Below are 20,783 nucleotides of genomic sequence, written 5' to 3' on the forward strand. Positions count from 1 at the left end.
TATTTCTCTCTTCTGAGTGAAATAAACCGACTTTTTAATGGTCTTAGTTGACAGCTTGGCTGTGGTCTGGGAATATTGCATGGTTTTATTCTAGAGAAATTAAAACTTAAAATGGCAGATTATTAAATTTGCGTTAACAATAAGCTTGTTATCAAAATTCAATAGCAATTGGTTGGGAAATATGTCCAAATTAAGCAAGAAAAGCCTTATCGCATCGACGATAATTGGCGCATTAGCATTTTCAGCAAGTAACTTCGCTGCTGCAGATGCATTGACAGAACTACAAAAAGCAGAAGCTCAAATTTTTAAAGCTTCAAGTAAATCACAAAGTAAAATCAACAATATTTACGAGCAAACTCAAGAGCTTTTAGCTGAGTATCGTAATACGGTTGATGAAGCTGAAGTGCTTAGCGGCTATAACGATCACGTTCAACTGATGGTTGACGATCAAAAAGCTAATATTAAATCATTAGAAACTCAAATTGCTGGGATTGATAAAACCAAGCAAGGTGTCGTGCCGTTGATGTACAAAATGATTGATACTTTAGAAAAGTTTGTTGACCTTGATGTTCCTATGAACATTGATGCACGTAAAGAGCGTATTGCTGGTTTACGTGATGTAATGGGTGATTCAGATGTTTCTGTTTCTGAGCAGTTTCGCTTAGTACTTGAAGCATATGAAATTGAAGCTAGTTACGGCACTATTTTCGGTGTGTATCAAGGTGAGCTTGACTTAGGTGATCGCATGATCACTGCTGATTTCGTTCATATGGGTCGTATTTCATTTGTTGCACAATCACTTGACATGAAAAATGCTTGGGTTTGGAACAATGATAAACGTGCTTGGGATGCTTTAGGTGATGAATACTTAAAACCTGTTACGGATGCCGTTCGTATGGCACGTAAGCAATTACCACTTGATTTAGCTAAACTTCCAGTATTTGCAGCAGGAGGCAAAATAATGAAAAAAGTAATTAATTTTGTCTTACTTGCTGCGTCAATGGCAGTAGCAACATCAGCATCAGCGAATCAATTAGATGACTTGTTAAAGCAAGTAAAATCTGATCGTATTTCTGAAGCTAAGATTGATAGCAAACGTGAAGCTGAATTCACTTCCGCTCGTGCAGATAAGCAAGCCTTATTAAACAAAGCGAAAAAAGAATTAGCGAACCAACAAGCACGTAATAAACGTTTAACTAAAGAGTATGCTGCTAATGAAATTACACTAGCACAAAAAGCTGTTGAGTTAGATAACGCTAAAGGTACGTTAGGTGAAATGTTCGGTGTAAGTCGTGCAGCTGCAGCTAATGCTTATGGTTCAATTGCTACGTCAATTGTTTCAGCTGAATATCCCGGGCGTGGCGAAGTATTAGATGTTATTGCTAACTCTAAGGCGATCCCAGAACTTGAGCAACTTGAAGAATTATGGTTTGCTTTGCAAACTGAAATGACGCAATCAGGTGAAGTATCTAAGTTTACTACGGAAGTAACTAACTTAGATGGTTCAAAGTCGACTCAATCGGTAACACGTATTGGTACGTTTAACTTAGTATCTGAAGATGGTTACTTAAACTACAATGATGAAGTCGGTCAAGTTCAGCCACTAGCTAAACAACCTGCTGGCTTTATTGCTGGTGCAGCGGCTTCTTTCTTTGGCGAAACTTCTGGTTATGCCCCTCTTTATGTCGATCCATCTCGTGGTGCTATCTTAACGCTAGAAACGCGTAAGAAAACATTGATGGAATTCTATCATGAAGGTAAAGAAGTTGGTTATGCCATCACAGTGCTTCTTGTTATTGGCCTTTTGATTGCATTAGAGCGTATGGTTGTTCTTGGTAGCATGAGTGCTAAAATCAATGCTCAAACGAAGAATCTTGATCAGCCGAACGAGAACAACCCTCTTGGTCGCTTATTAAAAGTTTACTTCGACAATAAGTCGGTTGACGCTGAAACACTTGAACTTAAACTTGATGAAGCTATTTTACGCGAGACACCAAAAGTGGACCGTGGTATTAACTTAATCAAAATGTTCGCTGCAATTGCACCATTGATGGGTCTATTAGGTACAGTAATCGGTATGATTATGACTTTCCAAACGATTACATTATTTGGTACTGGTGACCCGAAAATCATGGCGGGTAACATCTCTCTAGCACTTGTAACAACAGCATTAGGTTTGATTTGTGCATTACCACTTATCTTAATCCACAGTATTGTTGCTGGTAAGAGTAAATCTGTACTACAGAAACTAGATGAGCAAAGTGCTGGCTTAATCGCTGCGATCGCAGAGAAGGAGTCTAAATAATGTTATTCCTGATAGAGCTTTGGGAATCTGTCAGGAGTTTTATTGCGACTGGCGGTAACGTATTATACGTTGTTGCCTTCGCTCTCTTATTGATGTGGATAATGATGATAGAGCGTTATTGGTTTCTATCTAAAACTTATCCTAAAATGAAAGACGATATTGTCGGACGTTGGGATGCGAGAGAAGATACAACTTCTTGGTATGCACATCGAATTAGAGATACTTGGATCTCCGAAGCGACAGAACTACTAGAGCAGCGTATGCTCACAATTAGAACCTTAGTGGCAATGTGTCCACTGATTGGACTACTTGGAACCGTAACCGGCATGATCGGTGTGTTTGAAGTTATGGCACAACAAGGTACAGGTAATCCGCGTCTGATGGCGTCTGGTATATCAATGGCAACAATTCCGACAATGGCGGGTATGGTTGCTGCATTATCAGGTGTGTTTTTCAGTTCAAGGTTAGACGCTAAAGTTAAACTAGCAAAGGCTAAACTGGTTGACAGTTTACCTCATCACTAGAGAGATATTCGAATGGCACGTAAACGTATTCGTGAAGACGAAGAAGCAGCAATTGATATGACACCGATGCTAGACATCGTATTTATCATGTTGATCTTCTTTATCGTTACTACTTCTTTTGTAAAAGAAGCCGGTATTGAAGTTAATAAGCCAAAAGCGGCAAATCAATCTAAACAAAAATCAGCTAATATCTTTATTGCAGTTAAAGATAATGGTGAAATTTGGTTAGATAAACGTCGTGTAGATGTTGAACGCGTAGCGGCTAATATTGAAAAATTATTGGCTGAACAACCAACTGACGTTGTAATCATTCAAGCTGACAAAGATGCCAAACATGGCGTAGTTGTTAAAGTAATGGATGCAATTAAAGAAGCGGGCATAGACAGAATATCTATTGCTGCAGCTAAGGGGTAGTCTATGGTTCGCTTTTTAGTATCTATACTACTAGGCGCCGCAGTAACTTTTGCATTATTTTCTTTTATGGCATTTCTTGTTTCTAGCGGTGATAGAAACAAGGAAGAGCAGTTAGAGAATATAATTGTTGAAGTTAATACGACGCCACCTAAGTCGCAGGCAGAGAGGCGTCAGCGTGTGCCGCCACCGCCACCGCCACCGCCTAAAACGCCACCTAAGCCTCAAGCTCCTGAGCCTGAGACTAATGCTGACACTGGTGGATTAACGTTTAATATGCCGGGTGTACAATTAGCTGGAGCTAATGCAGGTATATCAGCACCAGGCGCCGGTTTTGGTCGAGATGGTGATGCAACTCCGATAGTACGTATTGAGCCTAAGTATCCGATACAAGCTGCTCGTGATGGTAAAGAAGGTTGGGTAACACTTTCTTTTACTATTAACGAAATTGGCGGTGTTGAGGATGTTGATGTTATCGATGCTGATCCTAAACGTGTTTTCGATAAAGAAGCTAAGCGTGCATTACGTAAATGGAAGTACAAACCTAAAGTTGTTGATGGTAAAGCCATGAAGCAGCCTGGTTTGACAGTGAGACTTGACTTTAATATGGACGGAGGGAATTAAGAATGAATAAGATTTTTTCATCTTTACTATTAATAGTTTCAGTTGTTCTAATTCAGTTACCTATTGCTGTAGATGCTTCTGCGGCAGAGTCTGATAAGCCTGAACGTAAAACGCAATTAGTTGGTCCTACTGTAGGTAAAAAAGTGGCTAAAGCTTTTGAAGCCTACTCTGCGGACGATATTCCAGGTGCTTTAGCTATATTATTGGATATTGATGCCAGTAAAAAATATGATAAAGCTTATGTTTCTCGTTTTATTGCCATTATGTATGCTCAAATGGGTAATGAAGAAGCAAAAGCAATTCAATATTTAAAAGCAGCGGTAGAACCTGATATCCTTAATGAAGGCGATCAAGATCAATCTTTAAAATTGTTAGCTGATTTGCAGATGCAAACAAAGTCTTATGAAGAAGCCTTAGTTAATTACAAGGCTTGGATGGACTTTACTGGGAAATCAGATGGTGATACTTGGACTAAAATAGCTAATGCTCATTATGCTTTAAAACAATTAGATAAAATGATTGTACCAGCGAATAATGCCATTGCAGCTTATGGTGACAAGCAAAACAAAAATCCTTATATTTTAAAAGTTACTTCCTATTATGAAAGTAAAAAGTTTAAAGATGCTGTTAAAACGCTTGAAACTGTTATTCAAATATTTCCAGAGGATAAAACTTGGTGGACTCAGCTTGGCATGTTTTATTTGCTGATTGAAGATTATAAGAAAGGTTTGGCAACATTAGACCTTGCTTATAAACAAGGTTTCCTTGATAAAGAATCTGAAATTAAAACGTTAGCGAGTTTATATTCACAGAATCAAGTGCCGTATAAAGCTGCTGTCTTACTCGAAAAGTATATTGATTCAGGTCTAGTTAAGCGTGATGATAAAAACTTGTCTTCTTTAGCTAATGCATGGCATGCATCTCAACATATTGATAAAGCTGCAAAGTATTATGGTGAGTTGGCTAAAATGACAAATAGTGCTAAGCACTATAGCAAGCAAGGGATGTTGTTAAAGCAAGACGAACAATTTAAAGCGGCTATTGTAGCTTTAAATAAAGCTTTAGATCTTGGTGCTAAGAATAAAGGTAGACTGCAAATGAGTATTGCAGAATCACACTTTTATTTAGAAGAGTATAAGCAAGCTTACAAGGCAATTAATCTCGCAATGAAAGACCCTAAAACCAAAAGATCGGCTAAAGGTTGGGTGGATTTCATTAAAGATACAGCCAGACGTAAAAAAGTTTCTATCTAATTTATTAGTATAAAAGCCTTAAAAACCAGCCATCTAGGCTGGTTTTTTTTTATGTTTGTAATAATTGTTAGGTGATATATATTTAATATCAGCGGGTATCACTGTTTTTATCAAGAAAGAGATAGTTTGATATTAACAGTCAGATATTTTGGCCAGATAAAGTAATTCGTATCAATAAAAAGTTAGTTTCCTTGTAGTTAAGACAAAGTATTGAAAGGTTGCTTGATCTAGGTCAAATAAAGCTACCTTTGATAGACTTTTTAGTCTACAATCCGCGCGGTTTAATTACTCGATGTCGATAGGAAGCCTAATGTCAGAAGAAAATTTTAAAGATAGTTCATCTAAACGCCATTTATTCATCGCAATATTGGCCATGTTTTCGGCACCTTTATTGCCAATGCTAGCTGGTTGGTTTACAGTTCTAGCAAATTAAATTCAAGTTGTTTAGAAAAATATGCAAATTCTTGTTGTTGATGATAAACAAATAATATTAGATAGTTTAGATGAGCTATTAACTACGCATGGCTACCTTGTAGATACGGCATGTAATGGTTTAGCTGCATCTGAAAAGTTGCAAAATTCGGGCTATGATTTGTTTATTGTCGACCATTTAATGCCTGTCATGAATGGAATTCAGTTAACTAAGCAGATACGACAACACGACATCTATGCCCATACGCCAGTAATATTTATGACGACTCAAGGAAAAAGCTTGGTCGAGTCACTTGGTGATAGTCAATTATTTTCGACAATAATCGATAAGCCGATAGATGAAGAAAATCTGCTTAAATCGATAAATGCTCTACTAACATCAAATACTCGCTGTCAGTCACTATAATTTCTAGTTGAATTGCTTTATTCTGTAACTAAAATTTTTTTTGACTTTTAGAACATGACTGAAACACAAATCGATACACTCAGATCCGCAATTCATAGCATTCCAGACTACCCAAAAGCCGGCATTATGTTTAGAGACGTAACCGGCATATTAGATGATGCAGAGGCATTTCAACTTACGATCGAAATTTTAGCAAATAAATTTAAAGATGGTGGTTTTACAAAAATTGTTGGCACCGAAGCGCGTGGTTTCCTCTTTGGCGCACCATTAGCACTCGCTATGGGCTTAGGCTTTGTGCCTGTTCGTAAACCCGGTAAACTTCCGCGCGCGACATATGCACAAGACTATCAGCTAGAGTATGGCCATGACACTTTAGAGATTCATCAAGATGCCTTAACTAAAGACGATAATGTCTTGATCATCGATGATCTTTTGGCTACTGGTGGCACTATTGAAGCGACCACAAAACTTATAAGACGCTTAGGCGCTAAAGTAACAGATGCAGCATTTGTTATTTCGTTACCAGATTTAGGCGGTGAAGTAAAAATCCAAGATATGGGCTTATCCGTATTCTCTTTACTGCAATATGCAGGTGAATGAGGCTAAAGAATGAGTTATCAGGTTTTAGCAAGAAAATGGCGACCAAAGTCCTTTAGTGAATTAGTTGGCCAAGAACATGTTGTTACCGTATTGGTTAATGCATTAACGCAGCAGAGGTTGCACCATGCTTATTTATTTACCGGTACTCGTGGGGTTGGTAAGACAACCATCGCCAGGATTTTTGCTAAAAGCCTGAATTGCGAACAAGGCATAACTGCTCATCCATGTGGAGTATGTGAGGCATGTGTTGATATAGACTCAGGTAAATTTGTTGATTTACTTGAAATTGATGCGGCTTCTCGCACTAAAGTAGATGATACTCGCGAAATATTAGACAATGTACAATATGCTCCGACACGTGGCCGATATAAGGTCTACTTGATCGATGAAGTTCATATGTTATCGCGTAGTAGTTTCAATGCCCTATTGAAGACACTTGAAGAACCGCCGGAACACGTTAAATTTATTCTCGCCACGACGGATCCACAAAAGCTTCCGGTTACGGTTTTATCTCGCTGTTTACAGTTTCATTTAAAAGCACTAACAGTGAAGCAAATCAGTGATAAAGTTACTGAAATTCTTGGAAAAGAAAGCGTTTCATTTGAGGATGAAGCTATTACGCTTTTAGCTAAGGCCGCACGTGGCAGTATGCGCGACTGCTTAAGCTTAACAGATCAAAGCATTGCCCAAGGTAATGGCAATATATCGCGGGACAATGTTCAGCAAATGCTGGGCGGTGTGGATCGAGATTGGGTCTTCAAAATTTTAATTGCCTTATTAAAGCAAGATGCCGCGGTATTAATGCAACTATCACTTGCTATAGCATCATATGCACCTAGTTATAGTCGGTTATCTGCAGAGTTGATCCAATTACTTCATCAAGTGGCTATGGCACAAGTCGTTGAAACTAACTTTAGCTTACCGGTCGAACATCAACAAATGTTGACACAATTCTGCCAACTTATGTCGCCTGAAGACGTACAGCTTTATTATCAAATTGTTTTAACTGCTAGAAAAGATTTACCGTATGCTGATGATGAACAAGCTGCATTTGATATGATGCTGTTAAGATTGTTAGCCTTTAAGCCTTTGGTCAATAGTAATAATTTAGCTCAGTCGACTAAAGAAATATTGGATGTTGAGAAAGGTCTTGATCATTTATCAATGACAGAATTGGCACACGCAGCTCCAAATAAGAATAAAAGTATGGGGTCTGATAAAGTATCACCGACTTCAACCGCAGTACCTGATTTAACTCAAGCTTTGCCATCATCTGATGATAGCAGCGAAAATATCAGTAGTAATAGTGGCTCGGATAGTGGCCTTAGTGTACAAACGCAAGCTAATCAAGATGATAATGGGCTTGATAGTGGTTTTGCCAATAATCTTGATAGCAATTCATTATTAGCGGACGAGATGTTAGCGATTGAACGTCAAGCGGACGCACTTATAGATCCAATGCCTCATGAACAGCTTTCTTCATCTAAAACTGAACAGTATAACGAAAGCCCACAAACCGGTTCTCAAGTAAGTTCTGAAGAGCAAAAGCTAAGTCCAGAACCTAGCGTTGAGCATAATTATCAAGTGAGTATTAATAGCCCCAGCCAAAATGTTCAGGGTACTGAAAAGAATACTCCGTTGCCTATTGAGAGTAATGTCGCTGATGTTTTGGATACTGAACACCAGGATACAAAAAAACTATCGCCAGTCGCTGCTGCAATTGCGACCCGAAACATGCTCAGAAGCCGAAAAAAAGCTTTGGAGAAAGGTGGAAAAAAGTTTAGTGACGCTATTGAGCGTCCACGCGTTGGCTTAGTTGATGATAGCAGTGATAAAAGTGCGACGACTGAACCTGAAGTGGCTAAAAAATCTGAGCTTACAACGGTACCAGAACAACCTTATAGCGAAGATTTTATTGACCCAGCGACAATAAAACTGGCGAACCAAGTCGATAAATGGGCGCATATGATTGATAGTATGTCCTTAGCTGCTCGTCTTCGACAACTGGCTATTCATGCAACCATTGATGAAAACTCGACCGCTGATTTATTGATCCTACAGCTAGATCAATCAATTAAGCATTTAAATAGTGATGCAGCACATAAGCAATTAGAGACAAAGATTTCTGAATATTTACAACGAAAAATTACCGTTGAATTGAATATTGTTGAAAGAACTGTCGCTGATCCTTATCAGATTCAAGCTAATATTAATGCTAAGCGCTATGAATATGCAAAACGAGTGTTAGCAGAAGATGAAATAGTTATGGCATTGCAACAACAATTTCAGGCTGAGCTTGATCAAGAAACTATCGTAGCGCGTTAATCGCTACTTGAATTTTTAGCCGTTAAGCACTATCTTTGGCGGCATATTACTTTTGGAGTGAAAATTATGATGAAAGGTGGCATGGGCAACTTAATGAAACAAGCCCAACAAATGCAAGCAAAAATGGCTAAAGCGCAAGAAGAGCTAGCCAATATGGAAGTTACTGGTGAGTCTGGTGCTGGTATGGTTAAGGTCACTATGACTGGTAATCATAACGTTCGACGTGTTGCTATCGATGATAGCTTAATGGCTGATGATAAAGATATGCTTGAAGACCTAGTCGCAGCAGCAATGAATGATGCGGTACGTCGTGTTGAAGAGCAAAATAAAGAAAAAATGGGGGCTTTAACTGGCGGAATGCAAATGCCTCCAGGGATGAAAATGCCGTTTTAGCTCTATCCAAGGGATAAAAGCATAGCGTTCGACGTTATACTTTAATAAAACTCAGCTACGCTGGGTTTTTTGTTTTTTATATCGGCACTTTCCTGATAAAACGTAGATTGCTTAATTAATCAAATTTGATAAGGATAATTTTTTGGGAGCTCAACTATATTATATTTACGATCCTATGTGCAGTTGGTGCTGGGGTTATACGCCGACTTGGCAACGTTTACAAAAGGAACTCGGCTCGGACGTCGATATTATCTATGGCCTTGGTGGCTTAGCCGAAGATTCCGATGTGATCATGCCAAAAGCAATGCAGGCATTTTTACAGCAAACCTGGCGCAAAATAGCTCAGCAACTTGGTACTGAATTTAATTTTGATTTTTGGCTGTATTGTCAGCCAAGACGTTCAACTTTTCCTGCTTGTCGAGCCGCATTGGTGGCAAGAGAGTTCGGCAAAGAGCAAGAAATGCTTGCCGCTATTCAACATGCTTATTATTTGCAAGCAAGAAATCCTTCGAATATTGATACTTTGCAATTACTGGCGAATGACATTGGCTTGGATGATAATGACTTTCTCCAGAAAATGAATAGCCAGTCAGTAGATGATGCGCTAAAGGCTGAGATCAGTAAAATGAGATCTATGCCTATCAATGGTTTTCCGGCATTAGTTTTGGTCAAAGAGCAAGTTTTCACATCTATACCTGTTGATTATAAAGATTGGCGCAAAAGCTTTGATATAATTATGGCAAAAATTTAATTTTGACAAGATAAATGCCTAATATTAACGATAAATCAGATAAATTGCCGATAAGATGGTGTTTTTTTGTAGTATGATATTGTCATAAAGAACAAACTATTTTTACTGGTTGGAAGTAAAAGTAATAGCAGAGTAAGGTTTAATATGACATATGCAGCAATCACCGGGTGGGGGAAATGTTTACCGCCCGCTATTCTTAGTAATGATGATTTAGCAACGTTTTTAGCAACAGATGATGAGTGGATTACTTCCAGAACCGGCATGAAAGAACGCAGAATTTCTCATGTCTCTGTCAGTGAATTGGCTTATGTAGCTTGTGAACGAGCATTAGCAGCAGCCGGAAAAACCGCGAAAGATGTCGACTTGATTGTCTTTGGTAGTACGACTTTTGACGAACTTTGTCCCAATGCTGCGTCTAACGTACAACGACTACTAGGGGCTGATAATGCCGCTTGTATGGATGTTAGTACTGCATGTACTGGTGGTATGTATAGCCTTAGTGTTGCAACAGCTATGATAAAAAGTGGCGTGGTTAAGTCGGCATTAGTTATTGGTGCTGAAACTATTTCACCGATTATGGACTGGGATAATCGCGATGTTGCGGTGCTCTTTGGTGATGGCTCTGCAGCGCTGTACTTGGAAGAAAGTGAAGAAGAAACTGGTGTTATCACGCAAGCTTTAGGTTGCTACGGTGAATCTCGTGATATTCTTTCAGTGCAAGGTTGGGGTATGAAGTATGCGAACAAAGGTCGTATGCTTGGCCAAAGTAACTGGGCGTTTTTAGGACAGGAAATTTTCAAAAAAGCTGTTTCAGGTATGGCACAAGCGTGTGAAAAAGCACTTGCACAAGCACAACTTAGTGCAGATCAAATGGCAAGTGTTGTTCCCCACCAAGCGAATTTACGTATTATAGATACCTTGATAAAACGTTTGAAAATGGACAAAAACAAAGTGTTTGTCAATATTCATAAATACGGCAATATGTCAGCGGCCACTACCTTGGTTGCTTTTGTTGAAGCAATAGAAGAAGGCTTTATTGCTAAGCAATCTTATGTACTATTACCGGCTTTTGGCGGTGGTTTAACCTGGAGCGCCCATGTTGTTAAATGGGGTGAAAGAACCCACGCTTTGGCAACGTCTGATGTTGAGCTACCTAAATGCAATAAAACCGGCCTCGAACTGGTTAACGATATTATTGCCGCTAAATCAGTTTAAAAATATTATCTTCATATTATCAGCCAATGCTAGATCAGCTTGGCTGAGTATCTTTTATACTTATAAATAAGGTTACTTATGCGCTTTCTATCTCGCCGGCTAATTTTGCCTAATGATTTAAATTATGCCAACTCATTATTTGGTGGCAGAGCACTAGCGTGGATCGATGAAGAAGCTGCGATATATGCTATTTGTCAACTTGAAACCAATTGTTTGGTAACTAAACATATTGGCGCTATAAACTTTGAGTCGCCAGCGCAACAGGGCGATGTCGTTGAATTTGGTTTAACCACTAAAGCGGTAGGAAAAACCTCAATTACCATTACTTGTATGATGCGTAATAAGGTGACAAAAAAAACCATCTGTTTGGCTGATGATATTGTTTTTGTACAAGTTGATCCTGAGACTAAGCTACCCATTCCACATGGAAAAACTCTAGAGTCACTGTCAGATAGCTTTTAAACACTCGAGATTAGTTTGAGGTTTTTGTTTGGATTGATGTTTACCTATGGTTTAAAGCTAGATTTCTTCTGCCGTTAAGTATCGCAGATAGCCTTTAACGGCAAAGTAACGTATTGATTTTTTGAGAGTGATTTTTTTTGCAATTAACTGTTCGTTTCGAAATATTTTAACCACTTGCTTGTCACCATTTACATCAATTTCAAAGCCATGTAATGGATTAAGTCGTAAGTTGTCAAACGCTGATCTCATGATTAATTTCATATCAAATACAGGTGTTAGTTTTAAGTGAAAAGATAACGATAAGTTTGAAGCTATCAGCTGCTAGTAAAATAAAAAAATATAATATGAGTTCGGAGTTCGAATTTTTTTACTGATAGCTTACGACTGTGCCTTTTGAAAGCTTATAGCGGTATCATAATTTATTTATTTCTTTTCGAACATCGTATCCTTCATCAGTAACAATTTTTTCTAACACTTGCATGCGCTCTTCCAGTGTTTGTACTTGTTTTTTCATGGCAATAACTTGCTCAGTACTTTGACTGTTATGGTTTAAGGTTTTTTCTTTAAATTCTAAATGCTTTTTATACATGTCGAATATCACCCCGAAACCTACTGAAATAAATACTATTGCTACCACCATTGCTGTACCAGACATACCTTATCCTCATTTTTATTTTCTTTACTATATTGATTAAATATTAAATATTGAATTTAGTTATCATTATAAATAAGCATAGCGTATAAAAATAAAAATAAATAATGCTTATTTATCAGAGGCAAGAGCGGTTAGTTCTTGTTTAGCTAAATAATTATCCATAGTTGAGCGCAATAATTTATAAAGGAGTATTGAACCGTCAATTTCTTCTTTTCGGTTGGTTAAGCTTTCAATATTAAGCCCTAGGGGTAACTTGTATGGCAATACGGCATCAAGTATTTGTACTAAGGTATTACTGCAAATTCTAATCGATTCATATAACGGTCGTTCGGCATTTAAAATGCGTAAACTTGTCGCTTCAGGTACACTAACACCAAGCCATTCAATAAATTCTAAAGTTTTTTTGCTGCCACAGGGTGAGAAGGTTAGAATAATACGTTGTGGTTTTAGCCCTTGTTGTTGACACTCAATAGCATAGCGGGTCAACATATCGATTGTAGCCTGGGCATTGTAGATAGCTTGTGAGATAAAAAAGTTGCAACCTTGCTGGTGCTTTTCAATTAACTTAGCATGCTCATTGCCTTTGTTTGCATGGCGTTCAGCAATCGTGATACCACCAACAAAAAAGTCATTTTCATTGGCTACTAAGGTTTTATAGGCGTCAGTTAAAGGTAAGCTAATATTATTTTGCTTAGATGGGCTACCAACAAGCACAATATCGCGAACACCATAGTCATGCCATGCATCATTAGCCCATTGTTCAAAATCATCAGCATTTGACTGCACAACACTTTTATAGGTGATCACAGGTCTTGCGGACTTTTTATTTAAAAGTGACGAGTAAAGCCGAGGATCGTGTGTGGTTTTAAAAGGAAACGGACGCGGTTGTGAGGTACGAGAATCTTCATCTTGTATGTCATAAACAATTAAACCATCAAAGTCGACATCACTGACTCGTTCAAGTAATTTATCGGCAATAGCCGATACTTGCTCAATTGGCGTATCATTTTTCGGTGGGGTTGTACCAATAAAGTATACACCACGATTGATGTCGTTATAACGAGCCCTTAACTCTGAACCTTTTTTCACTATTATTACTTCTTATTTCATCAGATTAATTATCTTTTAGACGAATTATATTACCTTGTTAAATATTAAAAAGCTGCGTTAGTTTAATAATTATTTCTACGACATTATGCTTATTACTCATAAGTATACCCATGCCACTTCAAGATGCAGGATCCAGCTGAAACTCGAATCTTGAGAATAAATGTTCTTAACTTGACTGTACGGACGTGATGAGGTCAATTTGCTGCAGAATATCTGCTTTATTTTTTAATAGCTTAATGGCATTAAATAATTGTTCAGCTTGAATGTATTGTAATTTTAAGTAGCGTAGCCATTGTTTTAAACGGCTTGAGAAGTAGAAACTTTTATTACCATGCAATTCTAATTCACTATAACGCTTTAATAATAAGCTGAGATCAGACCAAGGCATTGGCGTTTCATCAAATTTAATTACATTGGCTAAATTAGGGAGTGCTAATGCACCTCGACCGAGCATTAAGTTAGTTGTTTTGCTTTGATTTAGGCAGTTTATTGCATCATTTTTACTCCATATTTCACCATTAGCAAATATTTCAATCTTATGTTTTTGCGTTAATTCAGCGATAAAGTGCCAATAAGCAGGAGGGCGATAGCCATCGAGTTTGGTACGTGCATGAATGGTTAGTTGACCAGCATTGGCAGATTCAACGGCACTGACAATTTCATTAAGTTTTGATGCATCATTAAAGCCGAGTCTAATTTTTGCTGATAATATTGTGCTTTCCCCTATGGCCGCTCTGACCCTGGTTAATATCTGATAAATTTTTTCTGGCTCATTCAATAAAACAGCGCCACCTTTACTTTTATTAACGGCTTTGGCAGGACAGCCAAAATTCACATCAATGCCATGTGAGCCTAACTCAATTGCTCTGATCGCATTTTCTGCCATCCAATCGGGCTCTTGGCCGAGTAACTGCATTCTTAATGGCGTGCCATTCTCGGTGTAGCAATGATTGGCGATTTCAGGACAAGTTTTTCTAAACACATGTTTAGGTACTAATGAGTCAACCACCCGAACAAATTCAGTGATGCAAAAGTCATAGCTATTTAATGATGTCAGTAATTGGCGCATTAATTGGTCTGCAACACCTTCCATCGGCGCCAGAATGATTTTTTTAACTTGTGGTTTCATGAAGATAAAGCTAGGCTCAATTATGTTGGAGAAATGAATAATTTCTTTAAATTAATTTAGAAAAATTTATAGCGCTTGAAATTTATTTACAGCCAATATGGTCTTTGTAAATAGCTATACTTATATGATGTAGTGTCAAATTGAAAAATTAAAAGGAAAAAGTAATGAAATTAATCAAAAAATCTTCAATAGCAGCTTTATTAGGCTTGTTTGCATTAACTGTTGCGGCAACTATGCCTGTAAAAGCCGAAACTAATCCATTTGCTGTGCAAAATGTCATGACGATTGTTTCCGCTGATGATCACGAGAAAGGCAAATGTGGTGAAGGTAAATGCGGTGAAAGTAAAATGAAAGACAAAGCCAAAGGCAAGTGTGGTGAAGGCAAGTGCGGCGAAAGTAAAATGAAAGATAAAGCCAAAGGTAAATGTGGTGAAGGTAAGTGCGGCGAAAGTAAAATGAAAGGTGAAGCCAAAGGTAAATGTGGTGAAAGTAAAATGAAAGGTGAAGCCAAAGGTAAATGTGGCGAAAGTAAAATGAAAGGTGAAGCCAAAGGCAAATGTGGTGAATAAAGTTACCCTCAGTAGCTAAGCGTTCTCATTTGATTGCTATTAGAAACCACTTCACTTGAAGTGGTTTTTTAATTCTATAGTTCTCGTGTTTACATGGTCATTGCTTTAATATTAAGTAATGACCAAATAAAAGGGTTTTTAAAAGTGAATTTTAATTACAGCGTAATTGTTTTAATTCTGTTACTTTTTTATGTTGTGTCGTGTTCACCTACAGATTACAGCCAAGCAGTAAGTGCTTATGAAGAGGCTCAAAAATCTCAGAAGCTTTCATCATTAACTTTAGCATTGAAAAAATTGGCACAGTTAGAGCCAGAAACTTATCAACAGCAATTAGTGAACGCTGAAAATTCGCAGGCGAAATTAATATCCTCACAGCGCGCACTTGCTACTCATAATTATTACGCCGCTTATCTTGCTAGTCATGATTCTTATCGAAGTTTTCCTAGTTTAGATAGTAAAAAAGTATTGATTGAATCTGGCAGTCAGTTGTTAATTTTATTAAAAGCCCAAGAAAGTATTGCTCGTTCATATCAATACCGGCAATTAAGGTTAACTTCATTATTTGAACGTTTTTATCAATCAGCGGTTATTGATTGGGATTTAATTCAAGCGAATAACTTGGTGAGTAAACTCAATCAAAGCACAACTGAATTACATCGCGCTTTTGAGTATATTCAAGACAGTGGTTTGCAAAATGAAATGCCAGAAGTGCTGTTGTGGGAAAAGGCAATTGCAAGACAATTAACTGAGTTGCAGCAAGTCCGTGATTACTTCCCTGATCTTGCTCGCCATCGCAGTGCGAAAGTTTTGTTATCGTTGGCTAAATCACTGGCTGATGAAAGTCTAGAGTTGTTATCTCTGGTACGCCCAAGCATGGCTAAAGACGCTACACAGCGCTCTTTTATCAAGGCAAAAGATGAATATGCCCTCTATCAGCAGGTAATGGAAAATATATCGTTAGCAGAGAACTCAAGCCGTCAGGATATTCATGCTAGTTGGTACACAGGTTGGGAAAAAACAGTATTAAACGTGCTTGAAGCAGATGAGAGTTTTGCCAATTACCCAGTCAAAGTTAAGCAAAGTATCAACAACATCGAACAGGTTATTCGCGATAATAATGCTAAATCACCGCCAAGTATTAAAGACGAATTTTATGATAAAGCGCAGTTCACAAGCCAATTTCCCAGTATTAATGCACTATTAGCAAAATTAAAGAGAGATAAAGCTCTTTTAATCTAATGAATGCTTAGGGACTGTTGTCAAGAGATAGCGCTTGTGAACTTAGCGAGTACTTTTCAACAGATGCTTTTATCTTAAGTGATGAAGTCAAAATAACCTCTGAAGCATACCGTCTATCTTTATTTTTTGGGGAAGATGGAGAACAAAATTTACTATACGAGGCAGAGTTAATAATTAATTTACTCTTTAATGAATGATGGTCACTCAATTAATTTCACCAATAAAGTTTAATGATAAGCATATAAAAATATGGCAGGCGGTGCAGGCTATTCCGCTTGGAAAAATTGCCTATTATGGTCAAATTGCTGATTTAGCCGGTTTGCCTGGTCGTGCGCGATTAGTGGGTAAAGCGTTAGGCTCTGTACCTAAAAATGGCTGGCGTGGTCAGGCTGTGCCATGGTATCGAGTGGTCAATTCTCAAGGGAAAATTTCTTTTTCGCCAGGTACAGAAAACTTTCAGCGCCAACGAGACTTGCTGCAAGATGAGCAAGTTGTGGTTATTGGCGGCAAAATTAAATTAAAAGACTTTCAATGGCAGCCCGATTTGGCTGAATTATTATTTGTTTTAGAAGGTTAACTTTTCAAAAAACGCATGTTCGCACTAAAACAGTAGAGCGTCCCCCGTCATGACAATTTTACATGACGGTTTAACAATTACTGGCTTACAAATTTGATTTATAAATGCGTGCGCACTTCAAAAAGCTCAGGAAAAAAGCTCACATCTAAGGCCTTTTTCAAAAAACCAACACCAGACGAGCCACCGGTACCTTTTTTATAGCCTATGATACGTTGTACTGTATACATATGTTTGAAGCGCCATTGCTGAAAAGCATCTTCTATGTCGACTAATTTTTCCGCTAGCTCATAGAGTTCAAAATAGATTCCTGGTTGCTGATAGACATTAAGCCAAGCAGCTAATACGCTGTCATTGCGCTGATAGGCCTGAGTAACATCACGTTCTCTGACGGTACTGTCAATGTCAAACCCAGCTTTTGCTAAGGCAATAATCACTTCATCATATAGGCTATTTTGTTTCAGCAGCGTATCTAATTCTTGATAGGCTGTGCTGTTCGCTTGATGAATTTTAAGCATGTCCGCGTTTTTATTGCCGAGCAGAAATTCCAGTTTTCGATAGCCGCATGACTGAAAACCTGATGAGTGACCTAAGTCATCACGAAATTTTAGGTAATCACTGGGGGTAAGGGTAGATAAAATATTCCAAGATTGTGTCAATTGCATAAATATTTGTTTTACCCGGGCAATGACTTTAAATGCCGGGCCAAAATCTTCAGCCTTTATATAAGCAATGGCACTTTGCAATTCGTGTCCGGCAAGCTTTAGCCATAATTCACTGGTTTGATGAATAATAATAAAGAGCATTTCATCATGTTCACCGCTTAACGGCTTCTGCGCAGATAATACCTGTCCCAATTGCAAGTAATCCCCATAAGACATTTCATTATTGAAATCCTGATGAATGTCTTGTTCTAGCTCTCGAGAGTTATTATCAATATTAGGTGTTTGTTGGTGAAAAGGGCAGCCAGTTGCATTGCGCTGATTGTCCGTGGTATTTTTCGAATCAAGCTTTGCCGACTTAGCTTTACTGTCGCTGGATTTAGTCATGTTTTTGCTCTCCAGTTTTTCTATCAGCCGATAAATCATTGTTATTATCGCTAGCAGATGCTTGTGCTAATTCTTGTAATTTTGCATAAACGAAGTCTTCTTGCCAACAGCTTTCAATATTGGGGATTTGCATAATTTGTTGCATAATTTCTTGTTGAATATCACCAATGGCTAAGGCTTGTGAATAGGGCAAGCTTGGCGAAAAGGTTACCATTGAATACAGAGGCGTCCAAAGTTCTGGGTGGCGCTGATGAAAGTTTGCTTCAATCTGCTTTTGTAGTAAAAAACTGGCTTGACCTGAGCGTTCGCTCATCTCAACAAAGTTACGTTTGGCTAGTTCAGTGATAGCATCGGCATTTATTTTTCTTTGCGCTTGATAGCCGAGAAATATTCTTGACCAGTCGTAGTTATGCTTAGTAATTAATTGCCCTAGCTCACGGCAATCTTCAAAGCCGCAGTTCATGCCTTGGCCATAAAACGGTACCATGGCATGAGCGGCATCACCAATAAGTGCAACTTTTTCGTTGATCACCCAAGGATCAATGTTAACCAGAAACAGTGGATTAGCCGTTTTTGCCATAAACTCATCAATTGGGTTCTCCAATAAAGCCATAGCATCGGCAAAGTTAGCTTGGAAAAACTGTTCAACGTCATCACGCTGAGTTAATGATGAAAATGACACCTCACCTTGAAAGTCGAGAAATAATGTACAAGTGAACGAACCGTCAGGGTTTGGTAAGGCGATCAACATAAACTTTTTTCGTGGCCAGATGTGTAAGGCATCTTTCGCCATCTTAAATGAACCGTCATCATTGGCTGGAATATGTAGCTCAATATAGCTTTGCGGCATATAAGACTGGCTGTAGCTAAAACGTGGTGTTTCTTGTGCTAAACGCCGTACTTTTGAATAAGCGCCGTCGGCGCCAAATAATATATCTGCAGATACTTTTTCAATATTATGTTCGTGTAAAAAACTGGCGCAGGCATTGTCAAAGTTAACGTCGACTAAGCGCTGATCAAACTTTATGCTAATTAATGGTTCTTGCTCAGCTAAATCAAGCAATTGTTCGTTAATACCGGCACGAGAAACCGACCAAATCGCTTGCTCTGGTGTGCCATATGCTTGTTCGGTAATGTTACCGTCAATAGCGTGCATAACACGTTTATGCATGGCAATGGCTTGCTGTTTTACTTGTTGCTTGAGACCGACTGATGCTAACGCCAACCAACCTCTATCTGAAAGGGCAATGTTAATGGATTTACCTTGATAAATGCTCTTTACCCGTGAATCGGGCCGCGATTCAAATAAGTTAACGCGATAGCCATGTCTGGCTAAAATAATCGCTAGTAAGGTACCAACGGGTCCCGCCCCGGCAATGGTTATTTTTTCTCTAGGCGACATTACAGGCACTCCTTTAATATTCTGACAAAATGATAAACATCTTGAAAGTTATTGTATAAAGGTACGGGGGCGACTCGAATAACATTAGGCTCGCGCCAATCGGTAGTTACGCCATTTTCTTCTAAGGCATTAAACATAGCTTTGCCGTCAAGTCCGTCGACATTCAGCATTAATGATAATTGGCAGCCACGTTCTGCTGGCGCTTGTGGGGTGATAATACGAATTTTTTCGCCCAACTCAGCTTTGATTAATCTCATCATATAATCTGTTAATAACAAAGATTTTTTACGCAGTGCCGGCATGCCTCCGGCAAGGCTAATGGTATCAAAAGATCCGCGTACAGCAGCAAGTGAAAGTACTGGCGGATTGGATAATTGCCAACCTTCTGCGGTAGGGATGGGCTTAAAAGTATTTTCCATTTTAAAGCGGCTAGATTTGTCATGACCCCACCAACCGGCGAAGCGATTAAGTTCGGTATTTTCAACATGCCTTTGGTGAACAAAACAGCCGGCGACAGAGCCGGCACCGCTGTTAAGGTATTTATAGCTACACCAACAAGCAAAGTCGACTTGCCATTGGTGCAGGGATAATTCTATATTGCCAGCGGCATGAGCAAGATCAAAACCAACCTTTATACCTTTGGCATGCGCAACTTCTGTAATACCAGCCATATCCAGAACTTGGCCGGTATAATACTGTACGCCAGGTAATAATATTAAGGCAATTTCATCACCATGTTGCTCAATCAATTGCCAAAGGTCTTGATAGTTTAGTAACTCTTCATGTGCTCTTGGTGTCCATAACAGTAAATTGTCGTCGACACTTTTACCATGATGTTTTAGTTGCGACTCAACCGCATAATGATCTGAGGGAAAGGCATGATGCTCAATTAATATTTTCGAGCGCTTTGCTGTCGGTTGATAAAAACTCGCCATCATAAAATGTAAGTTGGCGGTGAGTGAATTCATCATCACAACTTCTTGTGGCAATGCACCAACGATTTCAGCCGCTTGTTCAGTTAAAAATTCATGATAAGGCAGCCAAGGGAATTCGCCTTCAAAATGACCTTTTACGCCTCGTGTTTGCCAAGCATCAAGTAGCTCAATCACCGCGGCGCGAGCGAGCTTAGGCTGCAAGCCCAACGAGTTGCCAGTGAAATAGTATTCATTGGAGCCATCCGCTTGTTTAGGGATGGAGAAATGCTCACGCATGGCGGCAAGTGGATCGTTTTGATCTAAATTCTGCGCGTAAGCTAAAGAAAATATATTTGTCTCAGCGCTTATTTCAGTGCTCATGTCAGTATGTGGTGTTGAATTAATGTCGTTGCTCATCTTGTACTCATTTTAATTATTATT

The 20,783-nt window shown here is 38.6% G+C and carries 23 protein-coding genes and 1 pseudogene; 17 read left to right on the plus strand and 7 right to left on the minus strand.

Annotated features, from left to right (window positions below):
• Positions 1–181 precede the first annotated feature (181 nt).
• The 14 genes and pseudogenes from FGD67_RS16995 to FGD67_RS17060 form a co-directional block, all read left to right on the plus strand.
• Positions 182–928, plus strand: a pseudogene (locus FGD67_RS16995) (DUF3450 domain-containing protein); the annotation flags it as partial.
• 33 nt (positions 929–961) lie between these two features.
• Positions 962–2,305 carry a MotA/TolQ/ExbB proton channel family protein gene (locus FGD67_RS17000; protein ID WP_257175147.1) on the plus strand — a complete coding sequence of 448 codons (1,344 nt, stop codon included), beginning with the start codon at positions 962–964 and terminating at the stop codon, positions 2,303–2,305.
• Positions 2,305–2,829, plus strand: coding sequence for a MotA/TolQ/ExbB proton channel family protein (locus tag FGD67_RS17005; protein ID WP_257172257.1), 525 nt, complete (start codon positions 2,305–2,307; stop codon positions 2,827–2,829). The genes FGD67_RS17000 and FGD67_RS17005 overlap by 1 nt, the downstream gene beginning before the upstream one ends.
• A gap of 12 nt (positions 2,830–2,841) precedes the next feature.
• The gene (locus tag FGD67_RS17010) at positions 2,842–3,243 is read left to right on the plus strand and encodes a biopolymer transporter ExbD (protein ID WP_077285343.1); all 402 of its coding nucleotides are present in this window, start codon (positions 2,842–2,844) and stop codon (positions 3,241–3,243) included.
• 3 nt (positions 3,244–3,246) lie between these two features.
• Positions 3,247–3,864, plus strand: a complete 618-nt coding sequence (locus tag FGD67_RS17015) for an energy transducer TonB (protein WP_257172258.1) — start codon at positions 3,247–3,249, stop codon at positions 3,862–3,864.
• Between the two features lie 2 nt (positions 3,865–3,866).
• A complete protein-coding gene (locus tag FGD67_RS17020) occupies positions 3,867–5,117 on the plus strand; it encodes a lipopolysaccharide assembly protein LapB (protein WP_257172259.1) in 1,251 nt (416 codons plus the stop codon).
• 310 nt (positions 5,118–5,427) lie between these two features.
• On the plus strand, positions 5,428–5,550 hold the full coding sequence (locus tag FGD67_RS17025) for a hypothetical protein (RefSeq protein ID WP_257172260.1): 123 nt from the start codon (positions 5,428–5,430) through the stop codon (positions 5,548–5,550).
• Between the two features lie 21 nt (positions 5,551–5,571).
• A complete protein-coding gene (locus FGD67_RS17030; protein ID WP_257172261.1) occupies positions 5,572–5,955 on the plus strand; it encodes a response regulator in 384 nt (127 codons plus the stop codon).
• Positions 5,956–6,009: 54 nt separating this feature from the next.
• A complete protein-coding gene (gene apt, locus FGD67_RS17035; protein WP_257172262.1) occupies positions 6,010–6,555 on the plus strand; it encodes an adenine phosphoribosyltransferase in 546 nt (181 codons plus the stop codon).
• Positions 6,556–6,564: 9 nt separating this feature from the next.
• On the plus strand, positions 6,565–8,880 hold the full coding sequence (gene dnaX / locus FGD67_RS17040) for a DNA polymerase III subunit gamma/tau (RefSeq protein ID WP_257172263.1): 2,316 nt from the start codon (positions 6,565–6,567) through the stop codon (positions 8,878–8,880).
• Between the two features lie 63 nt (positions 8,881–8,943).
• The gene (locus FGD67_RS17045; RefSeq protein WP_179143630.1) at positions 8,944–9,273 is read left to right on the plus strand and encodes a YbaB/EbfC family nucleoid-associated protein; all 330 of its coding nucleotides are present in this window, start codon (positions 8,944–8,946) and stop codon (positions 9,271–9,273) included.
• 142 nt (positions 9,274–9,415) lie between these two features.
• Positions 9,416–10,024, plus strand: a complete 609-nt coding sequence (locus FGD67_RS17050) for a DsbA family protein (protein WP_257172264.1) — start codon at positions 9,416–9,418, stop codon at positions 10,022–10,024.
• 144 nt (positions 10,025–10,168) lie between these two features.
• A complete protein-coding gene (locus FGD67_RS17055; protein ID WP_257172265.1) occupies positions 10,169–11,239 on the plus strand; it encodes a ketoacyl-ACP synthase III in 1,071 nt (356 codons plus the stop codon).
• Positions 11,240–11,317: 78 nt separating this feature from the next.
• Positions 11,318–11,701 (plus strand): acyl-CoA thioesterase, encoded by a 384-nt coding sequence (locus tag FGD67_RS17060; RefSeq protein WP_257172266.1) that lies wholly within the window; start codon positions 11,318–11,320, stop codon positions 11,699–11,701.
• Between the two features lie 57 nt (positions 11,702–11,758).
• Here the strand turns inward: FGD67_RS17060 and FGD67_RS17065 are convergent, their stop codons facing one another.
• The 4 genes from FGD67_RS17065 to FGD67_RS17080 form a co-directional block, all read right to left on the minus strand.
• Positions 11,759–11,950: a hypothetical protein gene (locus FGD67_RS17065; RefSeq protein WP_257172267.1), complete on the minus strand. Its 192-nt coding sequence runs from the start codon at positions 11,948–11,950 to the stop codon at positions 11,759–11,761.
• Positions 11,951–12,113: 163 nt separating this feature from the next.
• Positions 12,114–12,356, minus strand: coding sequence for a hypothetical protein (locus FGD67_RS17070; RefSeq protein WP_257172268.1), 243 nt, complete (start codon positions 12,354–12,356; stop codon positions 12,114–12,116).
• A 108-nt stretch (positions 12,357–12,464) separates the two neighbouring features.
• Complete coding sequence (locus FGD67_RS17075) at positions 12,465–13,445, minus strand: methylenetetrahydrofolate reductase (protein ID WP_257172269.1); 981 nt, start codon at positions 13,443–13,445, stop codon at positions 12,465–12,467.
• 187 nt (positions 13,446–13,632) lie between these two features.
• Positions 13,633–14,595, minus strand: coding sequence for a tRNA-dihydrouridine synthase (locus FGD67_RS17080; RefSeq protein WP_257172270.1), 963 nt, complete (start codon positions 14,593–14,595; stop codon positions 13,633–13,635).
• 164 nt (positions 14,596–14,759) lie between these two features.
• On the opposite strand from FGD67_RS17080, the gene FGD67_RS17085 reads away from it, so the two are divergent.
• From FGD67_RS17085 to FGD67_RS17095, 3 genes are all read left to right on the plus strand, one after another.
• Positions 14,760–15,164: a hypothetical protein gene (locus FGD67_RS17085; RefSeq protein WP_257172271.1), complete on the plus strand. Its 405-nt coding sequence runs from the start codon at positions 14,760–14,762 to the stop codon at positions 15,162–15,164.
• Between the two features lie 144 nt (positions 15,165–15,308).
• The gene (locus FGD67_RS17090) at positions 15,309–16,403 is read left to right on the plus strand and encodes a hypothetical protein (protein WP_257172273.1); all 1,095 of its coding nucleotides are present in this window, start codon (positions 15,309–15,311) and stop codon (positions 16,401–16,403) included.
• A gap of 193 nt (positions 16,404–16,596) precedes the next feature.
• The gene (locus tag FGD67_RS17095; protein WP_257172274.1) at positions 16,597–16,980 is read left to right on the plus strand and encodes an MGMT family protein; all 384 of its coding nucleotides are present in this window, start codon (positions 16,597–16,599) and stop codon (positions 16,978–16,980) included.
• 98 nt (positions 16,981–17,078) lie between these two features.
• Here FGD67_RS17095 and kynA read toward each other — a convergent pair whose 3' ends face one another.
• From kynA to kynU, 3 genes are read right to left on the minus strand one after another with little or no spacing between them, the layout of a single operon-like run.
• A complete protein-coding gene (kynA, locus tag FGD67_RS17100; RefSeq protein WP_257172275.1) occupies positions 17,079–18,026 on the minus strand; it encodes a tryptophan 2,3-dioxygenase in 948 nt (315 codons plus the stop codon).
• Entirely contained in the window at positions 18,019–19,428 is a 1,410-nt protein-coding gene (locus FGD67_RS17105; RefSeq protein WP_257172276.1) for an NAD(P)/FAD-dependent oxidoreductase, read from the minus strand. Before FGD67_RS17105 ends, kynA begins: the two co-directional genes overlap by 8 nt.
• Positions 19,428–20,759: a kynureninase gene (kynU, locus tag FGD67_RS17110; RefSeq protein ID WP_257172277.1), complete on the minus strand. Its 1,332-nt coding sequence runs from the start codon at positions 20,757–20,759 to the stop codon at positions 19,428–19,430. Before kynU ends, FGD67_RS17105 begins: the two co-directional genes overlap by 1 nt.
• Positions 20,760–20,783 lie beyond the last annotated feature (24 nt).

The sequence above is a fragment of the Colwellia sp. M166 genome, from assembly GCF_024585285.1.
Taxonomy (GTDB): domain Bacteria; phylum Pseudomonadota; class Gammaproteobacteria; order Enterobacterales; family Alteromonadaceae; genus Cognaticolwellia.